Here is an 18,456-nt window from a genome sequence, read left to right as displayed (position 1 = left end):
CGGAACCGGAGCAAGGCCCCGGTTCCGCTTGGAAGCGATCTCAGCTCTTCCACCACAGGTCTTCGACCGGGAAGCGGCCCGCCGCCTCCTCGATCACCTCGGCGAGGGAGAACAGCGTCTCTTCCTCGAACGGCCGGCCAATGAGCTGGAGGCCCAGCGGCAGACCATCGGCGGAAAGGCCGGCGGGAACGGAGATGCCCGGCAGGCCGGCCATGTTCACAGTCACGGTGAAGACGTCATTGAGATACATCTCGACCGGATCAGCCTTCAGCTTCTCGCCGATGCCGAAGGCGGGCGAGGGCGTGGCCGGGGTCAGCACGGCATCGACGCCCTGCGCGAAGGCGAGGTCGAAGTCGCGCTTGATGAGGCTGCGCACCTTCTGCGCACGCAGGTAATAGGCATCGTAATAGCCGGCGGACAGCACATAGGTGCCGATCATGATGCGGCGGCGCACCTCCGGGCCGAAACCGGCGGCGCGGGTGTTCTCGTACATCTCCACCACGTCCCTGCCCGGCACGCGGGCGCCGTAGCGCACGCCGTCGTAACGGGCGAGGTTGGACGAGGCTTCCGCCGGAGCGACGATGTAATAGGCCGGCAGGGCGTACTGCGTATGGGGCAGCGAGATGTCGACGATCTCGGCGCCCGCCTCTTCCAGCCACTTGGCGCCCTCGCGCCAGAGGGTGTCGATCTCGTCGGCCATGCCGTCCATGCGGTATTCGCGCGGAATGCCGATCTTCTTGCCCTTGATGGAGGCGCCGACCGCCTCTTCATAATCCGGCACCGGCCGGTTGACGCAGGTGGAGTCCTTCGGGTCGTAGCCGGCCATGGAGCGCAGCAGCACGGCCGCGTCGTTCACCGTGCGGGCGAAGGGGCCGGCCTGGTCGAGGGACGAGGCGAAGGCGACGATGCCCCAGCGCGAGCAGCGCCCATATGTGGGCTTGATGCCCACCGTGCCGGTGAAGGCGGCGGGCTGGCGGATGGAGCCGCCGGTGTCCGTCCCGGTCGCGCCCGCGCACAGGAAGGCCGCCACCGCCGCCGCCGAGCCGCCGGACGAGCCGCCGGGCACGATGGGGGTGTCGTCGCCGTCGCGGTGCCAGGGCGACACAACCGGCCCGAAGGCCGAGGTCTCGTTGGACGAGCCCATGGCGAACTCGTCGTTGTTCAGCTTGCCGAGCATAACCGCGCCGTCCCGCCACAAATGGGAGGTGACGGTGGACTCGTACTGCGGCACGAAGTTTTCCAGGATCTTCGAGCAGGCCGTGGTGCGCACGCCCTCGGTCGCGAACATGTCCTTGATGCCGAGGGGAATGCCCTCCAGCGGCCCGGTGTCGCCGGAGGCGATGCGCTTGTCACTCTCCCGCGCCATCTCCAGCGCGATGTCCGGCGTCTCAAGCACGTAGGCGTTGAGAGGGCGCGCCTCCTCCATGGCCTTGAGATAGGCCTCGGTGAGTTCCACGGAGGTGAACTCGCCCTGGGCCAGCCCCTCGCGCGCCTGGGTGAGGGTGAGCTTGGTGAGCTTGGTCATTCCACCACCTTCGGCACGGTAAAGAAGCCACCCTCGGCGTCGGGGGCGTTGGCGAGCACCTTCTCCGGGCAGTTTCCGTCGGTAACGGCATCCTCCCGCATGGGCAGCTCCACGGGAACGACGCTGGTCAGCGGCTCGACCCCGGAGACATCGAGATCCGCCAGTTGCTCGACGAAATCGAGGATGGCGTTGATCTCGTTCTGAAGATGGCCGAGTTCCTCCTCGCGCACCGCGATGCGCGCGAGATGGGCCACCCGGCGGACTGTCGCCTGATCGACGGACATGAGTACGCTCCCAAAAGCTGCCCGCCGCTATAGCAAGGGGTATGCCGCGGTGGAAGGGTTTGGCTTGGGGGGCCCGATCAGACCGGCGCAGCGCATGCGCGCATGCCGCATCGAATGATGCTACTATTCGTGCCTAGAGAACTCACCAAAGGCTAACTCCAAATGCGGACGACCCTCGCCATAGATGACGAGCTCCTCTCGCGGGCGCAGGCATTGACCGGAGTGACCGAAAAGTCCGCCCTGGTGCGCGAGGCGCTGAAGGCGCTGATCGCACGAGAGAGCGCGTTGCGCCTCGCACGTCTCGGCGGGAGCGAGCCCCAGCTGGCGCCGATCCGCCGACGCCGGCCCGACGAATGATTCTGGTCGATACCTCCGTCTGGATCGACCACTTTCGCCAGGGGGATATGAGGCTGCAGCAGGTGCTGGCGGCGGGCGCCGCGATATTGCACCCCTTCGTCATCGGCGAACTGGCACTTGGAAACCTGCGCCGGCGGGACGTCATCCTGGAAGCCCTCGCAGCATTGCCGCAGGCTACCGTTGCCGAAACGGAGGAAGTGCTCGGCCTGATAGCGGCCGAGGCTCTCTATGGTCGAGGGATTGGCTACGTAGATGCGCACTTGGTCGCTGCGGTCCGATTGACGCCCGGAGCGGTTCTTTGGACTCGCGACAAGCGATTGGCAGCCGTCGCAGAACGCCTGGGAATCGCGTTCCAAACGTGACCCCCTTGCCCCGCCCGCCAATTCCTCTAACCCTCGCGCATGGCAGATACGCCCCTCCCCGCCCCCGTCGGTCCGCTCGCGGACATCGCCGCCCTGCTGCCGCCGCGCGGGGCTCTGATCGGGCTTGATCTTGGCACCAAGACCATCGGCGTCGCCGGGTCCGACCCCGACCGGCGCATCGCCACCGTGATCGAAACGGTGAAGCGCACGAAATTCACCGCCGAGGCCCAGCGCCTCGTCGCGCTGGCTGATGAACGGCGGGCGGTGGCCTTCGTGCTCGGGCTGCCCCTGAACATGGACGGCAGCGAGGGGCCGCGCGCGCAGGCGAGCCGGGCCTTCGCCCGCAATTTCGCGCGGCTCGCGGGACGGCCCATCGCCTTATGGGACGAGCGCCTGTCCACGGCCGCCGTGGAGCGGGCGCTGATCTCGGCCGACATGAGCCGCGCACGCCGGGCCGAGGTGGTGGACCAGCACGCGGCGGCCTTCATCCTCGACGGCGCCCTGGGCTTTCTCGCCCGTCTCGCGGAGAACGCGGCAGGAACCGAGTTCGAGGACTGATTCGGTCCACTCCTGTTCCCGAGCCATTCCCGCACCAGCGACGGCCCGCCCCAATTCGGGACAGCGGCACTTTCCTTCTCCCGGCCACGGGCCTAAAGCGATCGCGCGGCGCATTCCTACCGTCGCGGAGGAATAATTGCCTGCGGCCAAACCGCGGGCACGGTAAGCGTCTGCCCCATGAGCCTCATCATCACGGCCCTCGTGCCGGTCTTCCTCATCATCGCCCTCGGCGCCGTCCTGCGCCGCATCCTGCTGAAGGATCCTGCCCATTGGGCGGCGCTGGAGAAGCTCACCTATTTCGTGCTGTTTCCCGCGCTGCTGGTGGTCTCGGCGGTTAAAGCGGACCTGAGCACCGTGAACGTCATCGCGGTAGCCGGGGCGCTGATCGGCACGGTGGTACTGCTCTCGGTCCTCATCCTCATCCTGCACAAACCGCTCATTGCAGCGCTGGCGGCGGACGGGCCGGGCTTCACCTCCCTGTTCCAGGGCGCGGTGCGGTGGAACACCTACATCGTGCTGGCGGTGGCCGGGGGCCTTTACGGCGCGGCGGGAATCACCATCGCCGCCATCGCGCTCGTCGCCATGATTCCCGTGGTGAATGTGATCTGCGTTCTGGTGCTCGCCTCCTTCTCGGGCCGCCATCCGCCGACCTTCGCCTATGTGGCGGAGCAGCTGGCGCGTAATCCCTATATCTGGGCCTGCTCGGCCGGCGCGCTGCTGAACGCGACCGGATTTCCCGTCCCGAAGGTGATTCTGGAGTTCGGCGACATCCTGGGCCGCGCCTCGCTGGCGCTGGGGCTGCTGGTGGTGGGCGGCGGCCTCATTCTCGACCGGCTGAAGCGGCTCCGGCCCATCGTGTTCGCCAGCCTCGCGCTGAAACTGCTGGTGAAGCCGGCGATCGGCCTCGCTTTGGCGCTGGCGTTCGGCCTCAGCGGCACGGAGTTGGTGGTGGTCGCGATCACTGCTGCCGTGCCGTCAGCGCCCAACGGCTATGTGCTCGCGCGACAGATGGGCGGCGATGCGCCGCTTCTCGCGGAGATTTTGACCGTCCAGATCATCGGCGCCGCCATTACCCTGCCGCTGGTGGTGACCATCGCCAAGATGCTGGCGTAACGAATGGAAAGGGCGGCCGAAAACCGCCCCTGAGCCATTCATTCGCCCCTCAGCAGGGGGAGAAATAGCCCTGCCCGCCGGGGCCGGTGGCGATCCAGCAGCTGCGCGGGCGCGGCGGCGGTGCGGGTTCCAGATAGACGCGCGGCGCGGGCTGGTAATAAACGACCGGCGGCTGCTCGTAATAGACGACCGGGGGCGGCGGGGGCGCGGCCGCTGCGCCGGCAATGGCCGCCGCACCCAGCACGCCGATGGCGACGCCGGCCCCCAGGGCGGCGCCGTTGCCGCAGTTCCAGCAGCCGCCGCGATAATAGCGGCCGCGATACCAGTAGCCGACATCGGTGGCGGTCGCGGCCTTGGCCGGAGCCATGGCCAGCGCGCCGGTGCCGATGGCTGCGGCATGGCCCGTGGCAACGCCGCCGGTGAGCAGCACGGCGACGCCGAGCGCCATGAGGCTTGTCCGCTTGAGAATGGACATGACGAGTAACTCCCAACCTCCCGGGGCGACGGTCTTTGGGCTCGCAAAAGCCCCACCGGTCCGGCTGCGTAAAGGCTCCGCGAGACTTCGTTCCAAAGTGTGGCGACGCTGGGGAATCACGAGGACCGCCCTTCACGGATGGTGAACGGCCGGTAAATCACAGCGATCATGGACTTGCGGCGCCTGCTCCCTTGCCGGGGCGGCGCTTGGGGGATATGCCTCCCGCCTGCCATGCAAGATGCTTCCGCCTTCACGCTCTCCGGCCGAGACCTCATCGGCATGGAAGGGCTTTCCGCCGGCGAGATCACGGGTCTGCTCGACCTCGCCGAGGAGTTCGTCGAACTCAACCGGCAGATCGAGAAGAAGCGCACGACGCTGCGCGGACGCACCCAGATCAACCTGTTCTTCGAGGCCTCCACCCGCACCCAGTCCTCGTTCGAGATCGCGGGCAAGCGGCTCGGCGCCGACGTGATGAACATGTCGGTCGCCTCCTCTTCGGTGAAGAAGGGTGAGACGCTGATCGACACCGCGATCACGCTGAACGCCATGCACCCGGACATCCTCGTCGTCCGGCATCATGCCTCCGGCGCGGTGGCGCTGCTGGCGCGCAAGGTGGATTGCTGCGTGGTGAATGCCGGCGACGGCGCCCACGAGCACCCGACACAGGCGCTGCTCGATGCCCTCACCATCCGCCGCAACAAGGGGCGCATCCAGGGCCTGACGGTCGCCATCTGCGGGGATGTGCTGCACTCGCGCGTGGCACGCTCCAACATCGCGCTGCTCAACACCATGGGCGCCAAGGTGCGCGTGGTGGCGCCCTCCACCCTGCTGCCCTCGGGCGTGGAGACCCTCGGCGTCGAGGTGTTCCGCACCATGGAGGCGGGGCTGGAAGGGGCGGACATCGTGATGATGCTGCGGCTCCAGCGCGAGCGCATGGCGGGCTCCTTCATTCCCTCGGTGAAGGAGTATTTCCACTATTTCGGCCTCGACGAGGCCAAGCTGCGCTACGCCGCGCCCGACGCGCTGGTGATGCACCCCGGCCCCATGAACCGCGGCGTGGAGATCGATTCCGCCATCGCCGACGGGGCGCAGTCCCTCATTCGAGAGCAGGTGGAGATGGGCGTCGCCGTGCGCATGGCGGTGCTCGATTCCCTCGCGCGGAAGCTTCCCAATGCGTAACGGCCGCCCCCATTCCAACGAAACCCGGCCGCTGCTGCTCGCCAATGCGCGGGTCATCGACCCCTCGCGCGGCGCGGACTTCCATGGCGATGTCTTCCTCGCCGACGGCGTGGTGAAGGACGCCGGCTTCGGCATCGCCGCCGCCGGCATTCCCGACGGCGCGGAGGTGGTGGACTGCGCCGGGGCGGTGGTCGCTCCCGGCCTCGTGGACATGCGCGCCTTCGTGGGCGAGCCTGGCGCCGAGCATCGCGAGACGCTGGCCTCGGCCAGCCACGCGGCGGCGGCAGGCGGCGTCACCACCATCATCTGCCAGCCGGATACGGACCCGGCGGTAGATGATCCGGCCATCGTGGACTTCATCCTGCGCCGGGCGCGGGACACGGCGGTGGTGCGCGTGCACCCCATGGCCGCCATCACCAAGGGCCTCGAAGGCCACGAGATGACCGAGATCGGCCTATTGCAGGCCGCCGGCGCGGTGGCCTTCACCGATGGCCACAAGTCGATCATGAACGCCCAGGTGCTGCGCCGCGCGCTCACCTATGCCCGCGACTTCGACGCCCTCCTCGTGCACCACACCGAGGACGCGTCCATGTCGCAGGGGGCGATGAACGAGGGCGCCTTCGCCTCCCGCCTCGGGCTCTCGGGCAATCCGAAGGCGGCCGAGACCATCATTCTGGAGCGCGACGTGCGGCTCGTGGGGGCAGCGCGCTCGCGCTACCACGCGGCGGCGCTCACCTGCGCCGAATCGCTGGAGGTGCTGGAGCGGGCCAAGGCGGCCGGGCTGCCGGTAACCGCCTCCGTCAGCATCAACCACCTCTCGTTCAACGAGCTGGATATCGGCGCCTACCGCACCTATTTCCGCCTTGCCCCGCCCCTGCGCGGGGAGGAGGACCGGCAGGCGCTGATCCGGGCGCTCGCCTCCGGCCTCGTGGATGTGGTCGTTTCCGATCATCTCCCGCAGGACGTAGAAGGCAAGCGCCTGCCCTTCTCGGAAGCCGAGCCCGGCGCCATCGGGCTGGAGACGCTGCTCTCCGCCGCTCTGCGCCTCGTCCATTCCGATCAGGTGGACCTCGTGAACCTGCTCGCGGCCCTTTCCACCCGGCCAGCGGAGATTCTGGGGCTCGATGCCGGCACGCTCCGGCCCGGCGCGGCGGCGGACGTGATCGTGTTCGATCCCGGCCTGCCCTACGTGCTCGATCCCGCCTCCCTCAAGTCGCGCTGCCGCAACACGCCGTTCGACGAGGCGCGTCTGGACGGTCGGGTTCTGCGTACCGTCGTTGCCGGGCGCACCGTCTACGAATACGTTTGACCGACCGTGACCTGTGCCGTCCCGCCGCGGCGGCGCGGCGAGACCGTTCGAGGTGCGCATGCCTGATACCCCGCCCGCGCTCGTGCTGCTGATCGCCCTCGCGTTCGGCTACCTGCTCGGCTCGGTCCCGTTCGGGCTCCTCCTGACCCGCTTCGCCGGCACCAAGGACCTGCGCTCCATCGGCTCCGGCAACATCGGCGCCACCAACGTGCTGCGCACCGGGCGCAAGGATCTCGCGGCCGCCACCCTTGTACTCGATGCGCTAAAGGGCACCGTCGCGGTCCTCGTCGCCCGCCACTTCGCTGGCGAGAGCGCCGCCATGGCGGCGGCGGTCGGCGCCTTCCTCGGCCACATCGCGCCGGTATGGCTGCGCTTCAAGGGCGGCAAGGGCGTCGCGACCTTCCTTGGCGTAACCATCGGCCTGTTCTGGCCGGCCGCCATCGCCTTCGCGGTGGTGTGGCTGGGGGCGGCCTATTACACGCGATATTCTTCCCTGTCCGCGCTCATGGCGTCGGTGGCCACCGTGGTTGCGGCCATGGCCCTCGGGAACAACAATCTGGCCGTGCTGCTCGCCGTCCTCGCCATACTCTTGTGGCTGAAGCATCACGAGAACATCCGCCGGCTGCTGGAAGGCACCGAGGGCAAGATCGGCGCGAAGGGCTGATCCGCCATGGCGCGGGGGAAGGCACAGGGGCCCGCCAAAGGCGAACTGCTGGGGCCGGAGCAGCGCCGCGACTGGCTGCGGCTGATCCGCACCGAGAATGTCGGCCCGCGCACCTTCCGCGCCCTCATCAACCAGTTCGGCGGTGCCGGCGCGGCGCTGGAGGCGCTGCCCTCCCTCGCCCGACGGGGCGGACGGCTGATGCCGCCGCACACCCCGACCCTCGCCGAGGTCGACGCCGAAATGGAGGCGCACGCCCGCATGGGCGCCCGGCTGGTTGCGCTCGGCGAGCGTGACTACCCGCCGGCCCTCGCCGCCCTCGACGACGCGCCGCCGCTGATTTCCGTGCGCGGACAGGCCGAGGTGCTGCGCCGGCCCATGGTCGGCATCGTGGGCGCCCGCAACGCCTCGGCCGCCGGCCGCACTTTCGCCGCCCGGCTCGCCCGCGATCTCGCGGCCGGGGGATGGGTGGTGGTGTCCGGCCTCGCGCGCGGCATCGATGCCGCCGCCCATGAGGCGAGCCTTGAGGGTGGCACCGTCGGCGTGTTCGCCGGGGGGCTCGCCAAGCCCTATCCGCCGGAAAACCTCGGCCTGATGGAAAAGGTGGCCGCGACGGGAGCGCTCGTCTCCGAGATGCCCGTCGGCTGGGAGCCGCGCGCCCGCGACTTTCCCCGCCGCAACCGTCTCGTGTCGGGCATGAGCCTGGGCGTGGTGGTGGTGGAGGCGGCGGAGCGCTCCGGCTCGCTGATTACCGCGCGGCTCGCCGCCGAGCAGGGACGCGAGGTGTTCGCCGTACCCGGCTCACCGCTCGATCCCCGCGCGGGCGGCACCAACCGCCTGCTGAAGCGCGGCGCGACCCTCGTCACCGAAGCGGCGGACGTGATCGAGGTACTCACCCCCATCGCCGGGCGGCGGGAGGATCCGGTGGTGGAAGCGGAAGCCCCCTTCGTCCCCTCCGGACCGGCAACGCCCGGCGACGATGCGCGCGCCCGCGTCGTCTCGCTCCTCGGACCGGTGCCGACACCCATCGACGATCTGGTCCGCCTCTCCGGCTGCACGGCGGCGGAGGTGCAGATCGTGCTGCTGGAGCTGGAACTGGCGGGGCGGCTGGATCGCCCGGGCACGGGGCGGGTTGCGCTCAAATAGGAGGAAGTGGCCTACCGTGGCCCGGCGTCGGCGCTGCCCGGACCGCGGGAGGAGACGCTGTCAGCGAGGACGCGGGCCTCCTGGCGTGCCATGTCAAGCACATAGGCGAGGGTTGAAAAGCCATGGTTGCGGGCGAGACGCGCCAGCTCGGCGGTGATGGCCGCGACATAGGCGGCCGTCGCAGCCGCATCGCCCGCGACATCGGCGGGAGACCGTTCGGACATGTCGTTTGCGAAGCCCCGTTTGGTATCTGAAATACCGTCTTAAAGATTGAGTTTGATATTGAAACATACTCTGGGTTGTACTTTCATCAAAGGCGTTGCCGCGCCTTGGACGGGTGGACGATTTGACAGGCGACCCGACGCTCCCCATGTTGCGGCGCTCCCGGTGTCTTGGTCCGCTCATGCTGGGTGACGGATCTCGATCAGGCGCCGGGCGCCGGAGCCGGAGCGTCTTGCTTCGCCCGCCGGGGAGCCGATCGGAACTCCGGCTGCTCCCTCCCCTTTCCAAGGCCGCGCAATGGGGCGGCGGCCCTTGATTGAGACACGGTTCGTCATGCAGGTCGTCATCGTCGAATCGCCGGCCAAGGCGAAGACGATCAACAAATATCTCGGTCCCGGCTACGAGGTCATCGCCTCCTACGGCCACGTTCGCGACCTGCCGTCGAAGGACGGCTCGGTGGATCCGGACGCCGACTTCCGCATGCTGTGGGACGTGGACCCCAAGGCGCAGAAGCGGCTCAACGAGATCGCCGCCGCCGTGAAGGGGGCTGATGGCCTGATCCTCGCCACCGACCCGGATCGCGAAGGCGAGGCCATCTCCTGGCACGTGCTGGAGGTGCTGCGGCAGAAGAAGGCGCTCAAGGCCCAGAAGGTCGAGCGCGTCGTCTTCAACGCCATCACGAAGCAGGCGGTGCTGGAGGCCATGAAGGCGCCCCGCGCCATCGACACCGCGCTGGTGGACGCCTATCTCGCCCGCCGAGCCTTGGACTATCTCGTCGGCTTCACCCTCTCCCCCGTGCTGTGGCGCAAGCTGCCCGGCGCCCGCTCCGCCGGCCGCGTGCAGTCGGTGGCGCTGCGCCTCGTCTGCGACCGCGAGCGGGAGATCGAGACCTTCGTCCGGAAGGAATACTGGTCCATCCTCGCCAAGCTTGCGACGCCGCGGAACGAGGAGTTCGAGGCGCGGCTTTCCGGCGCCGACGGCAAGAAGATCACCCGCCTCTCGGTAGGCACGGAGGAGGAGGCCAAGGCCTTCCGCGCGGCGCTGGACAGCGCGGCGTTCCGGGTGCGCTCGGTCGAAGCCAAGCCCATGAAGCGGCATCCCCAGCCGCCCTTCACCACCTCCACTTTGCAGCAGGAGGCGAGCCGCAAGCTCGGCCTTGCCCCCGCCCGCACCATGCAGATCGCCCAGCGCCTGTATGAAGGCGTGGACGTGGGCGGCGAGACGGTGGGTCTCATCACCTACATGCGAACCGATGGCGTGGACATGGCGCCGGAGGCGGTGGCCGCCACCCGCAGCGCCATCGGCAAGCAGTTCGGCCCGAAATACCTGCCCGGCGTGCCGCGCAAGTACACCACCAAGGCCAAGAACGCGCAGGAGGCCCATGAGGCCATCCGCCCCACCGACCCCTCGCGCCATCCCCGCGAGGTCGCCCGCTATCTCGATGGCGAGCAAGCCAAGCTCTATGAGCTGATCTGGATCCGCACGGTCGCGAGCCAGATGGAATCGGCCGAGCTGGAGCGCACCACGGCGGACATCGAGGCGAAAGCCGGCGCCCGCACGCTGGACCTCACCGCCACCGGCACGGTGGTCAAGTTCGACGGCTTCCTCACCCTCTACCGCGAGGGCAAGGACGACGAGGACGACGACGAGGAAGGCCGCCGCCTTCCGGCCATGAGCGCCAACGAGGCGCTGGCGAAGCGCGACATCTCCACCACCCAGCACTTCACCGAACCGCCGCCGCGCTATTCGGAAGCCTCGCTGGTGAAGCGGATGGAAGAGCTGGGCATCGGCCGGCCCTCCACCTACGCCGCCGTGCTCGCGGTGCTGCGCGACCGCGAATATGTGAAGCTCGAAAAGAAGAAGCTGGTACCCGAGGACAAGGGCCGGCTCGTCACCGCCTTCCTCGAAAGCTTCTTCAAGCGCTACGTGGAATACGATTTCACCGCCGACCTGGAAGAAAAGCTCGACGAAGTGTCGGCGGCGGAACTGGACTGGAAAGAGGTGCTGCGCGCCTTCTGGCAGGATTTCCACGCCGCCATCGAGGCCACCAAGGACCTGCGCGTGTCGCAGGTTCTGGATGCGCTCGATGAGATGCTCACCGCCCACATCTTCCCGCCCACCGAGGATGGGACCGACCCACGCCTGTGCCCCACCTGCGGCACCGGCCGGCTGTCGCTGAAGATGGGCAAGTTCGGCGCCTTCATCGGCTGCTCGAACTATCCGGAGTGCCGCCACACCCGTCCGCTCACCGGCGACAATGCGCAGGAAGGCGACGGCACCCGCGTGCTCGGCCTCGATCCGGATTCGGGCGAGGAGGTCACCATCCGCTCGGGCCGCTTCGGCACCTATCTCCAGCTCGGCGAGGGCAAGGAGGGGGAGAAGCCCAAGCGCTCGTCCCTGCCCAAGGGCCTCGCCCCGGCCGACGTGGATCTGGAAACGGCGTTGAAGCTGCTCGCCTTGCCACGGGAGATCGGGCTCCATCCGGAGGATCGCGAGCCCATCCTCGCCGGCATCGGGCGCTATGGCCCCTATGTCCAGCACGGGCGCACCTACGCCAACATCGAGGACGGCGACGACATTCTCGCCATCGGCCTCAACCGGGCGGTGGCGCTGATCGCGGAGAAGCAGTCCAAGGGCCGTGGCGGCCGCGGCGGCACGCCGGCCGGGCGGGTCGTCGGCGATCATCCGACGCTGGGCGGGCCGATCACGGTGCGGCCGGGCCGCTTCGGGCCTTATGTGAACCACGGCAAGGTCAATGCGACCCTGCCCAAGTCCACCGATCCCGAGGCGCTGACGCTGGAACAGGCGGTGCAGCTCATCGACGCCAAGGCGGCGTCTTCGCCGGCCAAGCCCGCGCGGGGTGGCACTCGCAAAGCTGCCTCGGCGGACGGAGAGAAGGCCGCGCCGAAGAAGACCGCCGCGAAGAAGCCGGCGGCAAAGTCCACGGCGACCAAGAAACCCGCTGCCAAGAAGCCAGCCGCCAAAAAGGTCGCCGCAAGCAAGCCCGACGCGGCCGAATAGGCGCCGCGTCCTTCCGGCCGGGGCAGCGTCACATGAGGCTGCCCTCGCCCTCGCTGGCGTGGACCGACGTGCGCAGCGGCCGCTCCGGCAGGAATGCCAGCGCCACGGCCGCCAGCGCAACCACCACCGTCATGGTGAGAAACACCCGGCTGAACGCGCTGGCGAGGCGCGCCGGGTCCGCGTTGCGCGCCAGGGTCTCGATATCTCCCGCCCCGCCGCCGGCCAGCACGGCCAGAAGCACGGCGCCCAGAACCGCCACCGAAAGCGCGCCGCCGAGCTGGCGGAAGAAGGTCATCACGCCCGTGGTGGTGCCCATGAGACGCGGCTGCACCGCGTTCTGGATCGACACGGTGCAGACCGGCAACGGCGTGCCCATGCCGACGCCGATCACGACGAACAGCGCCAGTGCCAGCGGCAGCGGCATGGCGGGGAACAGCGCGATCGCGAGGAGCCCGGCCGTCGCGAGCGTCAGCCCGGCGAGGGCCGGGCGCTTGTAACGGGCGAGGCGCGCCATGGACCGGCCGGAGAGCACCGCGCCCATCACCACGCCACCCATGAAGGGGATCAGCCCGAGCCCGGACTGGGTGGCCGAAAGCCCCCGCGCCGTCTCGAGATAGAGGGGCACGAAGATGGAAAGCCCGACCATGCCCCCGAAGGCGAGGAATGAGGCGATCATCCCCCAGCCCACCACCTTGTCCGCGAGGAGCCCGAGAGGCAGAAACGGCTCCTCCGCCTTCCGCATCCGCCAGATGAACAGGGCCACGAACGCCACCGCGCCGGCGAACAGGGCGAGGATGAGCGGCGAGTCCCAGGGATAGCGAACGCCGCCCCACCCAAGGGCGAGCAGGAGAATCAGGCTTGCCACCGCCATGAGCGCCGCGCCCAGATAGTCCATGGCGTGGCGACGCTCGTGGCGCGGCAGGTCGCGCAGCCGCCGCTCGGTGATGAGCAGAGCCGCGACGCCGATGGGCAGGTTGATCCAGAAGATCAGCGTCCAGTCGAGATATTGCGCGAACAACCCGCCCAGCACCGGCCCGGCGATGCTGGAGGCGGCGAACACGCCCGCGATCTGGGCCTGATAGCGCCCGCGCTCGCGGGGCGAGACCAGATCGGCAATGATGGTCTGGGACAGAGAGATCAGGCCCCCGCCGCCCAGCCCCTGCACCGCCCGCGCGATGATGAGCGCGAGCAGGTTCGGCGCCAGCGCGCAGGCCACCGAGGCCGCCGAGAACACCGCGACGGCGGTGAGCAGCATCACCCGCCGCCCATGGATGTCGCTGAGCTTGCCGTAGAGCGGCGTCGCCACCGTCGCGGTGAGGAGATACGCCGTCACCACCCAGGAGAGGTTGGCGAAATCGCCGAACGCATCGCCGATGGTCGGCAGCGCGGTGGCGACGATGGTCTGGTCCAGCGCCCCCAGCAGCATCGCCAGCATCAGGCCGAAGATGATGCGGCGGATTTCGGCATGGTCCGGCGGTGCGGACGGGGCGCGGTTCGGCTGCGGATCGGTGTACTGCATCAGGGGAATCGGGAACCCGGCGGGAGACGCCCATGGGCACCCCACGGGCGGGCGAACGCAAGGCCGCCGATGCGGAAGGGGACACGCCACCCCCTTCCGCCAAGCTTCACGACTGCGTGAAGATATCAGGCCACCGCGGCGACCGGGCTGCCCTCAGGTGCGTCGGCGGCGTTTTCCCCGCGCCCCGGCGGCACCTCCTCGGGCACCGTGTCCGGCACCGGGTCCGCCTCTACCAACCGATGGGCCAGATTGTGGATGAAGCCGATCTTTTGGATCACGCCCGGCCCGAGGATGAACGGATAGGCGTCCGACATGCCGAGGCAGCGGTTGAGATTGTTGAGCGCGAACGAGATGGGCAGCCAGGAATCGACCATCTGCTGGATGGCGCAGGCGCGATAGGGATTGAAGTCCACCTCCGCGCCGAGTTCGCCCGTCCGATCGAGACGGGGCTGAACGCGCATGCCGAAGGCGGAGGCCATCTCCAGCGTGTCCACGATGTGGATGTAGTGCTTGAACGTCTCGGCGAAGTCTTCCCACGGGTGGGCGGTGGCATAGGCCGAGACGTAATTGACCTGCCAGTCGGGAATGGGACCATTGGCGTAATAGGCCTGAAGGGCCTCACCATAATCCGCGGTCTCGTCGCCGAACAGGGCACGGAACGCCTGGAGCCGGCCGGCGTCGCGCACCAGGCGGTTCCAGTAATAATGCCCCGTCTCGTGACGGAAATGGCCGAGCAGGGTGCGATAGAGCTCGCCAAGCTCGCCCTTGCGATGCTCGCGCTCGGCGTCGTCAGCCTCGGCCAGGGCAATGGTGATGAGGCCCTCATCGTGGCCGGTCATGATCTTCGGCGTGGTGCCATCCGGATCATCGGCGAGGAAGTCGAAGCACAGGCCGCCCTCGCGGTCCTTGTTGCTCTCCAGCGGCAGGTTGAGGCGCAGCATGGAATAGATGAGCCGGTGCTTGGCGATCTCCACCTTCTGCCACTTGCGCAGGTTCTCCGGCACGGTCAGGTCCGGCACCATGCGGTTGTGGCGGCAGGCGAGGCAGAATTCCTCCTCCTGCTCCTCGGGCACGAGCCAGTTGCAGGCGTCCTGGGCGGCATTGGCGCAGAAGCGGTAGCGCTGCTCGTTCCGGCCGACGGGGCGCCACAGCCCGCTTTCCGGTTCCCCCTCGCGCTCCAGCGGAACGAGCGCGTTGGCCTCGGGAATGTAGCCAAGGTCGTGGCCGCACTTTTCGCAGCGACGGTTCTCGAAATACAGGAGCTGATCGCAGGCGGCGCAGCGAAACAGACGCATTGTGGGTTCTCCCCCGGGAAAACAAACTCATGCAGACGGCCGTCATGCGACGCCCGTCCGGGTGGCCTTTGAACCCGTTGGGCGCCGCACGGTTCCCCACAGACCGCTCGCCACCCCAAGAAAGTGGCCCTTTCCCGACAGCAAGTCCATTTCGCACCTGCGAATACCGCCGCGCGGGATGACGGGTCGCCTCGCAGGGGGCATGATCGCCGCCATGACCAGCCGCGCAGATACCGCCCTCTTCACCATCGGCTATGAACAATCGACGCCCTCGGCCTTCCAGGCGGCGCTGGACGAGGCGAAGGTGGGCCTCCTGGTGGACGTGCGCGCCGTCGCGGCCTCACGCCGGCCGGGATTCTCCAAAACGGCGCTGGCGGCGGGTATCGCGGAGCATGGGGTCGCCTATGTCCACCTCAGGGCGCTGGGCACGCCCAAGGAGGGGCGGCTCGCGGCGCGCAGCGGCGACCATGATGCGCTGATGCGTATCTACGACGCCCACCTCGCCACCGATCCGGTCAAGGCGGCGCTGGAGGAACTCGCCGAGCTGGCGCAGGGGCGGCGTATCTGCCTCATGTGCTTCGAGCGCCATGTGGAAGGGTGCCACCGCCTGCGGCTGGCCGAGTTCCTGTGCGAACGGCTGGACCTCGGCGTCACGCACCTTCAGCCGGCACCGTTCTGAGCGTTTGCTCCCCCTTGCCGGCCGCCTCGCGCGCCTCGGCGAGAAGGCGGGGCGTGTCCACGTCGAGGAAAGCGCCCTCCTCCGCCGTCACCGGCACTTCGGCCACCAGCTCGGCGTTGGCGGCGAGGATGGCACGGGCGCCGACATCGCCCTCCAGCGCGGAAAGCTCCCCGAAGAAGCGGCGTGACCACAGCACCGGATGGCCGCGCTGCCCGCCCTCCACCGGCGCGGCGATGAGCCGGCCGGCGGCGGGCGCATGGGCATCCATCAGCCGGTCGAGCAGGCCGGGCGCGAGGAGCGGCATGTCGCCGAGCACCACCAGCGCCCCCGCCACCGTCTCGGGCACGGCGGCAATACCGGCGCGCAGCGAGGAGGCCATGCCCGTCGCATGGTCGGGATTGTGGACGAAGATCACGTCGAGTCCCGCCAGCGCCGCCTCCACGCGGGCGCGCTCATGCCCGGTGACCACGATGACCGGCCGCGCCCGCGAGGCCAGCGCCGCTTCCGCCACCCGGCGGATCACCGGCCGGCCGCCCACCTCGGCGAGCAGCTTGTTGACGCCCTCCCCCATGCGCGAGGAGCGCCCGGCGGCAAGGATGACGGCGGCGAACCCCTCCTCCGCCTCGTCGGTTTCGGCACGGGGTTGGGGACGGGCGGCGATCTCCTGCAGCAGCCCGCCGGACCCGAGCCGGGCGATGTCGCGCGCGCTCACCTCCAGCCCGGCGAGGAGACGGTGGAGGATAAAATCGAAGCCGTTCTCCTTGGGGCTGCGCGCGCACCCCGGCGCGCCCAGCACCGGCACGGGGCCGAGCCGCCCCAGCATCAGGAGGTTGCCGGGGTCCACGGGCATCCCCAGCCGCTCAACCTCGCCACCCGCCGCCATGAGGCCGGCGGGGATCACGTCGTTGCGGTCGGCGATGGCCGAGGCGCCGAAGACGATGACGAGTTCCGCCCCACTTGCCACCGCATCCTTGAGCGCGGCGGCGAGGGCGGACGTGTCGTGGGGCAGGGTCCGCTCCAACGCCACCTCGGCGCCAGCCGGCGCGAGGCGGGCGCGGGTGATGGCGAGCGTCTTCGCGACAACCTTGTCGGCGAGGCCCGGCAGCAACGTGGAGAGCACCGCCACGCGCTTCAGCCGGAACGGCGCAATGGAGATCACACCCCGTGCAGCGGAGGCGGCGGCTTCAACCAGTGCGCCCGGCACGGCATAAGGAATGATCTTGACCGTCCCCACCATGTCCCCGGCCGCCACCGCGCTGAAATCGCGCAAGGTGGCGAGGGTGATGGCCTCGTCCACCGCATTGAAGGCATCGAGCGCCGCATCCGAGATGCGCAGCACGCCGGCTGCCCCCGCATAAAGATTGGCCCGGCCGGTAAAGGCGGTGTCGGGCGTGACATGGGCGCCCGCGACCGCCTCCGCGAGACGACGCGCGGCGGCATCTTCCGGGACGTCCTCTGGCTCCATGCGCGCGGCGACCACCTCCGTGAGACCGGCGGCGGCCAGGCGGGCAATGTCGGCGGACGCGAGATGCGTGCCCTTCTTGATGGTCCCGCCGGGAAGCCGCACGGAATGGGCGGCGATGGCGCCTTCGGCCTCGGCGAGCGGCAGGGGGCCAAATTTCACGCGGCCGCTCCGGCCGTAGCGCTCGAGCCGGTGCGCAAGGCGCGGATCACCTCGGCCAGCACCGCGACGGCGATCTCGGCGGGGCTGGAGGCGCCGATGTCCATTCCGATGGGCGCGTGGATGCGCGCCAGGGCCTGCTGGGACAGCCCCGCCGCCGCCAGCCGCTCGACGCGCTTGGCATGGGTGCGGCGCGAGCCCAGCGCGCCCACGTAGAAGCAATCGGCCCGCAGCGCGGCGGCGATGGCCGGCTCGTCGATCTTGGGATCGTGGGTGAGCGCCACCAGCGCCGTGAAGGGATCGAGCATATAGGCCGGCAGCGCCTCATCCGGCCATTCGGCGATCACCGGCACGTCGGGGAAGCGCTCGGGCGTCGCGAAAGCGGTGCGCGGATCAAGGATCGTCAGGTCGTATCCCGCGAGGCGCGCCATGGGGGCCAGCGCCTGCGAGATATGGACGGCGCCGATGACCAGCATGCGCGGCGGCGGCACATCCACCGCGAGGAAGACGCTGCCCTCCGCCGCCTTGCCGCTGCGCCGGGCGGCGAGCGCCGCCGCGATCTCCGCGCCGAGCGGATCGGTGGCGAGCGTCGCGGCGGTGGCGAGGCGCTGGGCGCCAGTGGCCAGCTCGGTCACGACGACCGTGGCGCGGCGGGCGGCGCGCTCCGCATTCAGGGCGGCGAGCAGGTCGAGACGCATGGTGGTCCTCCCTCAGGGAGCATCCGGATCATCTTCCCCACTGAATATAACGCCGCGCGCCCCGCGTCACGGCGCGCGTCAGTCAGTCCACCGGCTCCACATAGACGGCGATCTTGCCGCCGCAGGAGAGTCCGACCTTCCAGGCCGTCTCGTCGGCGACGCCGAATTCCAGCGTGCGCGGTGTTCCGGCCGCGATCACCTCCGCCGCCTCGCTCACCACGGCGCCTTCCACGCAGCCGCCGGAGACAGAGCCGAGGAAATTGCCCTCCGCATCGATGACGAGGCGGCTGCCCACCGGGCGCGGGGCCGAGCCCCAGGTTTCCAGCACGGTGGCGATGGCGACCCCCCGCCCCTCGCGGCGCCAGCGCTCGGCGGCGGCGAGGACATCACTGTCGGTCACGTCCATGGGCGGCTCCCGTGTTCATTTGGCAG

Annotated in this window: 19 protein-coding genes; 10 read left to right on the top strand and 9 right to left on the bottom strand. The window is 69.3% G+C overall.

Annotation, left to right across the window (positions count from 1 at the left end; genetic code table 11):
- Nucleotides 1-40: 40 nt before the first annotated feature.
- Both gatA and gatC read right to left on the bottom strand, forming a co-directional pair.
- Nucleotides 41-1,525, bottom strand: coding sequence for an Asp-tRNA(Asn)/Glu-tRNA(Gln) amidotransferase subunit GatA (gene gatA / locus V5F63_RS11450; protein WP_209489152.1), 1,485 nt, complete (start codon nucleotides 1,523-1,525; stop codon nucleotides 41-43).
- Nucleotides 1,522-1,809, bottom strand: coding sequence for an Asp-tRNA(Asn)/Glu-tRNA(Gln) amidotransferase subunit GatC (gene gatC / locus V5F63_RS11445; protein WP_209489151.1), 288 nt, complete (start codon nucleotides 1,807-1,809; stop codon nucleotides 1,522-1,524). Before gatC ends, gatA begins: the two co-directional genes overlap by 4 nt.
- Nucleotides 1,810-1,971: 162 nt before the next feature.
- Between gatC and V5F63_RS11440 the strand changes: the two genes are divergently transcribed.
- The 4 genes from V5F63_RS11440 (at nucleotide 1,972) to V5F63_RS11425 (ending at nucleotide 4,199) form a co-directional block, all read left to right on the top strand.
- A complete protein-coding gene (locus tag V5F63_RS11440; RefSeq protein WP_394028694.1) occupies nucleotides 1,972-2,166 on the top strand; it encodes a type II toxin-antitoxin system VapB family antitoxin in 195 nt (64 codons plus the stop codon).
- Nucleotides 2,163-2,528 (top strand): type II toxin-antitoxin system VapC family toxin, encoded by a 366-nt coding sequence (locus tag V5F63_RS11435; protein WP_209489149.1) that lies wholly within the window; start codon nucleotides 2,163-2,165, stop codon nucleotides 2,526-2,528. Before V5F63_RS11440 ends, V5F63_RS11435 begins: the two co-directional genes overlap by 4 nt.
- 39 nt (nucleotides 2,529-2,567) lie before the next feature.
- On the top strand, nucleotides 2,568-3,086 hold the full coding sequence (gene ruvX / locus V5F63_RS11430; RefSeq protein ID WP_394028693.1) for a Holliday junction resolvase RuvX: 519 nt from the start codon (nucleotides 2,568-2,570) through the stop codon (nucleotides 3,084-3,086).
- Between the two features lie 177 nt (nucleotides 3,087-3,263).
- Nucleotides 3,264-4,199, top strand: coding sequence for an AEC family transporter (locus V5F63_RS11425; protein ID WP_209489147.1), 936 nt, complete (start codon nucleotides 3,264-3,266; stop codon nucleotides 4,197-4,199).
- A 49-nt stretch (nucleotides 4,200-4,248) separates the two neighbouring features.
- Here V5F63_RS11425 and V5F63_RS11420 read toward each other — a convergent pair whose 3' ends face one another.
- Nucleotides 4,249-4,674 carry a hypothetical protein gene (locus tag V5F63_RS11420; RefSeq protein WP_209489146.1) on the bottom strand — a complete coding sequence of 142 codons (426 nt, stop codon included), beginning with the start codon at nucleotides 4,672-4,674 and terminating at the stop codon, nucleotides 4,249-4,251.
- 231 nt (nucleotides 4,675-4,905) lie between these two features.
- Between V5F63_RS11420 and V5F63_RS11415 the strand changes: the two genes are divergently transcribed.
- From V5F63_RS11415 to dprA, 4 genes are read left to right on the top strand one after another with little or no spacing between them, the layout of a single operon-like run.
- Entirely contained in the window at nucleotides 4,906-5,853 is a 948-nt protein-coding gene (locus tag V5F63_RS11415; RefSeq protein WP_209489145.1) for an aspartate carbamoyltransferase catalytic subunit, read from the top strand.
- Entirely contained in the window at nucleotides 5,846-7,162 is a 1,317-nt protein-coding gene (locus tag V5F63_RS11410) for a dihydroorotase (RefSeq protein WP_394101841.1), read from the top strand. The genes V5F63_RS11415 and V5F63_RS11410 overlap by 8 nt, the downstream gene beginning before the upstream one ends.
- 58 nt (nucleotides 7,163-7,220) lie before the next feature.
- Entirely contained in the window at nucleotides 7,221-7,826 is a 606-nt protein-coding gene (gene plsY / locus V5F63_RS11405; RefSeq protein ID WP_394101840.1) for a glycerol-3-phosphate 1-O-acyltransferase PlsY, read from the top strand.
- A gap of 6 nt (nucleotides 7,827-7,832) precedes the next feature.
- The gene (dprA, locus tag V5F63_RS11400; protein WP_209489142.1) at nucleotides 7,833-8,969 is read left to right on the top strand and encodes a DNA-processing protein DprA; all 1,137 of its coding nucleotides are present in this window, start codon (nucleotides 7,833-7,835) and stop codon (nucleotides 8,967-8,969) included.
- An 11-nt stretch (nucleotides 8,970-8,980) separates the two neighbouring features.
- Here dprA and V5F63_RS11395 read toward each other — a convergent pair whose 3' ends face one another.
- Nucleotides 8,981-9,193, bottom strand: coding sequence for a hypothetical protein (locus tag V5F63_RS11395; protein WP_394101839.1), 213 nt, complete (start codon nucleotides 9,191-9,193; stop codon nucleotides 8,981-8,983).
- 331 nt (nucleotides 9,194-9,524) lie between these two features.
- On the opposite strand from V5F63_RS11395, the gene topA reads away from it, so the two are divergent.
- Nucleotides 9,525-12,212, top strand: coding sequence for a type I DNA topoisomerase (gene topA / locus V5F63_RS11390; protein WP_394101995.1), 2,688 nt, complete (start codon nucleotides 9,525-9,527; stop codon nucleotides 12,210-12,212).
- A gap of 28 nt (nucleotides 12,213-12,240) precedes the next feature.
- On the opposite strand, the gene V5F63_RS11385 is transcribed toward topA, so the two are convergent.
- Complete coding sequence (locus V5F63_RS11385; protein ID WP_394101838.1) at nucleotides 12,241-13,731, bottom strand: MDR family MFS transporter; 1,491 nt, start codon at nucleotides 13,729-13,731, stop codon at nucleotides 12,241-12,243.
- A gap of 125 nt (nucleotides 13,732-13,856) precedes the next feature.
- Complete coding sequence (locus V5F63_RS11380) at nucleotides 13,857-15,026, bottom strand: zinc-binding metallopeptidase family protein (RefSeq protein WP_209489139.1); 1,170 nt, start codon at nucleotides 15,024-15,026, stop codon at nucleotides 13,857-13,859.
- A gap of 214 nt (nucleotides 15,027-15,240) precedes the next feature.
- Here V5F63_RS11380 and V5F63_RS11375 point away from each other — a divergent pair, with 214 nt between their 5' ends.
- The gene (locus V5F63_RS11375; RefSeq protein ID WP_394101837.1) at nucleotides 15,241-15,705 is read left to right on the top strand and encodes a DUF488 domain-containing protein; all 465 of its coding nucleotides are present in this window, start codon (nucleotides 15,241-15,243) and stop codon (nucleotides 15,703-15,705) included.
- On the opposite strand, the gene V5F63_RS11370 is transcribed toward V5F63_RS11375, so the two are convergent.
- From V5F63_RS11370 to V5F63_RS11360, 3 genes are all read right to left on the bottom strand, one after another.
- Entirely contained in the window at nucleotides 15,677-17,329 is a 1,653-nt protein-coding gene (locus tag V5F63_RS11370) for an NTP transferase domain-containing protein (protein ID WP_394101836.1), read from the bottom strand. The two genes, V5F63_RS11375 and V5F63_RS11370, sit on opposite strands and share 29 nt — an antisense overlap.
- A complete protein-coding gene (locus V5F63_RS11365; RefSeq protein ID WP_394101835.1) occupies nucleotides 17,326-18,024 on the bottom strand; it encodes an XdhC family protein in 699 nt (232 codons plus the stop codon). The genes V5F63_RS11370 and V5F63_RS11365 overlap by 4 nt, the downstream gene beginning before the upstream one ends.
- Nucleotides 18,025-18,106: 82 nt before the next feature.
- On the bottom strand, nucleotides 18,107-18,430 hold the full coding sequence (locus tag V5F63_RS11360; RefSeq protein ID WP_209489135.1) for an XdhC family protein: 324 nt from the start codon (nucleotides 18,428-18,430) through the stop codon (nucleotides 18,107-18,109).
- Nucleotides 18,431-18,456 lie beyond the last annotated feature (26 nt).

The sequence above is a fragment of the Xanthobacter wiegelii genome, assembly GCF_043193855.2.
In the GTDB taxonomy this organism is placed as follows: Bacteria; Pseudomonadota; Alphaproteobacteria; order Rhizobiales; family Xanthobacteraceae; genus Xanthobacter; species Xanthobacter flavus_A.
The sequence above is the reverse complement of the archived record's forward strand: the minus strand, read 5'-3'. Positions and strand labels throughout refer to the sequence as shown.

Bases quoted from the DNA above. Each gene is read 5' to 3' on its own strand.
- V5F63_RS11375 (WP_394101837.1), top strand. From the start codon at position 15,241: ATGACCAGCCGCGCAGATACCGCCCTCTTCACCATCGGCTATGAACAA.
- V5F63_RS11440 (WP_394028694.1), top strand. From the start codon at position 1,972: ATGCGGACGACCCTCGCCATAGATGACGAGCTCCTCTCGCGGGCGCAG.
- V5F63_RS11380 (WP_209489139.1), bottom strand. From the start codon at position 15,026: ATGCGTCTGTTTCGCTGCGCCGCCTGCGATCAGCTCCTGTATTTCGAG.
- V5F63_RS11425 (WP_209489147.1), top strand. From the start codon at position 3,264: ATGAGCCTCATCATCACGGCCCTCGTGCCGGTCTTCCTCATCATCGCC.
- plsY (WP_394101840.1), top strand. From the start codon at position 7,221: ATGCCTGATACCCCGCCCGCGCTCGTGCTGCTGATCGCCCTCGCGTTC.
- V5F63_RS11395 (WP_394101839.1), bottom strand. From the start codon at position 9,193: ATGTCCGAACGGTCTCCCGCCGATGTCGCGGGCGATGCGGCTGCGACG.
- V5F63_RS11415 (WP_209489145.1), top strand. From the start codon at position 4,906: ATGCAAGATGCTTCCGCCTTCACGCTCTCCGGCCGAGACCTCATCGGC.
- V5F63_RS11410 (WP_394101841.1), top strand. From the start codon at position 5,846: ATGCGTAACGGCCGCCCCCATTCCAACGAAACCCGGCCGCTGCTGCTC.
- gatA (WP_209489152.1), bottom strand. From the start codon at position 1,525: ATGACCAAGCTCACCAAGCTCACCCTCACCCAGGCGCGCGAGGGGCTG.
- V5F63_RS11435 (WP_209489149.1), top strand. From the start codon at position 2,163: ATGATTCTGGTCGATACCTCCGTCTGGATCGACCACTTTCGCCAGGGG.
- V5F63_RS11365 (WP_394101835.1), bottom strand. From the start codon at position 18,024: ATGCGTCTCGACCTGCTCGCCGCCCTGAATGCGGAGCGCGCCGCCCGC.
- V5F63_RS11385 (WP_394101838.1), bottom strand. From the start codon at position 13,731: ATGCAGTACACCGATCCGCAGCCGAACCGCGCCCCGTCCGCACCGCCG.
- gatC (WP_209489151.1), bottom strand. From the start codon at position 1,809: ATGTCCGTCGATCAGGCGACAGTCCGCCGGGTGGCCCATCTCGCGCGC.
- V5F63_RS11360 (WP_209489135.1), bottom strand. From the start codon at position 18,430: ATGGACGTGACCGACAGTGATGTCCTCGCCGCCGCCGAGCGCTGGCGC.
- V5F63_RS11420 (WP_209489146.1), bottom strand. From the start codon at position 4,674: ATGTCCATTCTCAAGCGGACAAGCCTCATGGCGCTCGGCGTCGCCGTG.
- topA (WP_394101995.1), top strand. From the start codon at position 9,525: ATGCAGGTCGTCATCGTCGAATCGCCGGCCAAGGCGAAGACGATCAAC.
- dprA (WP_209489142.1), top strand. From the start codon at position 7,833: ATGGCGCGGGGGAAGGCACAGGGGCCCGCCAAAGGCGAACTGCTGGGG.
- ruvX (WP_394028693.1), top strand. From the start codon at position 2,568: ATGGCAGATACGCCCCTCCCCGCCCCCGTCGGTCCGCTCGCGGACATC.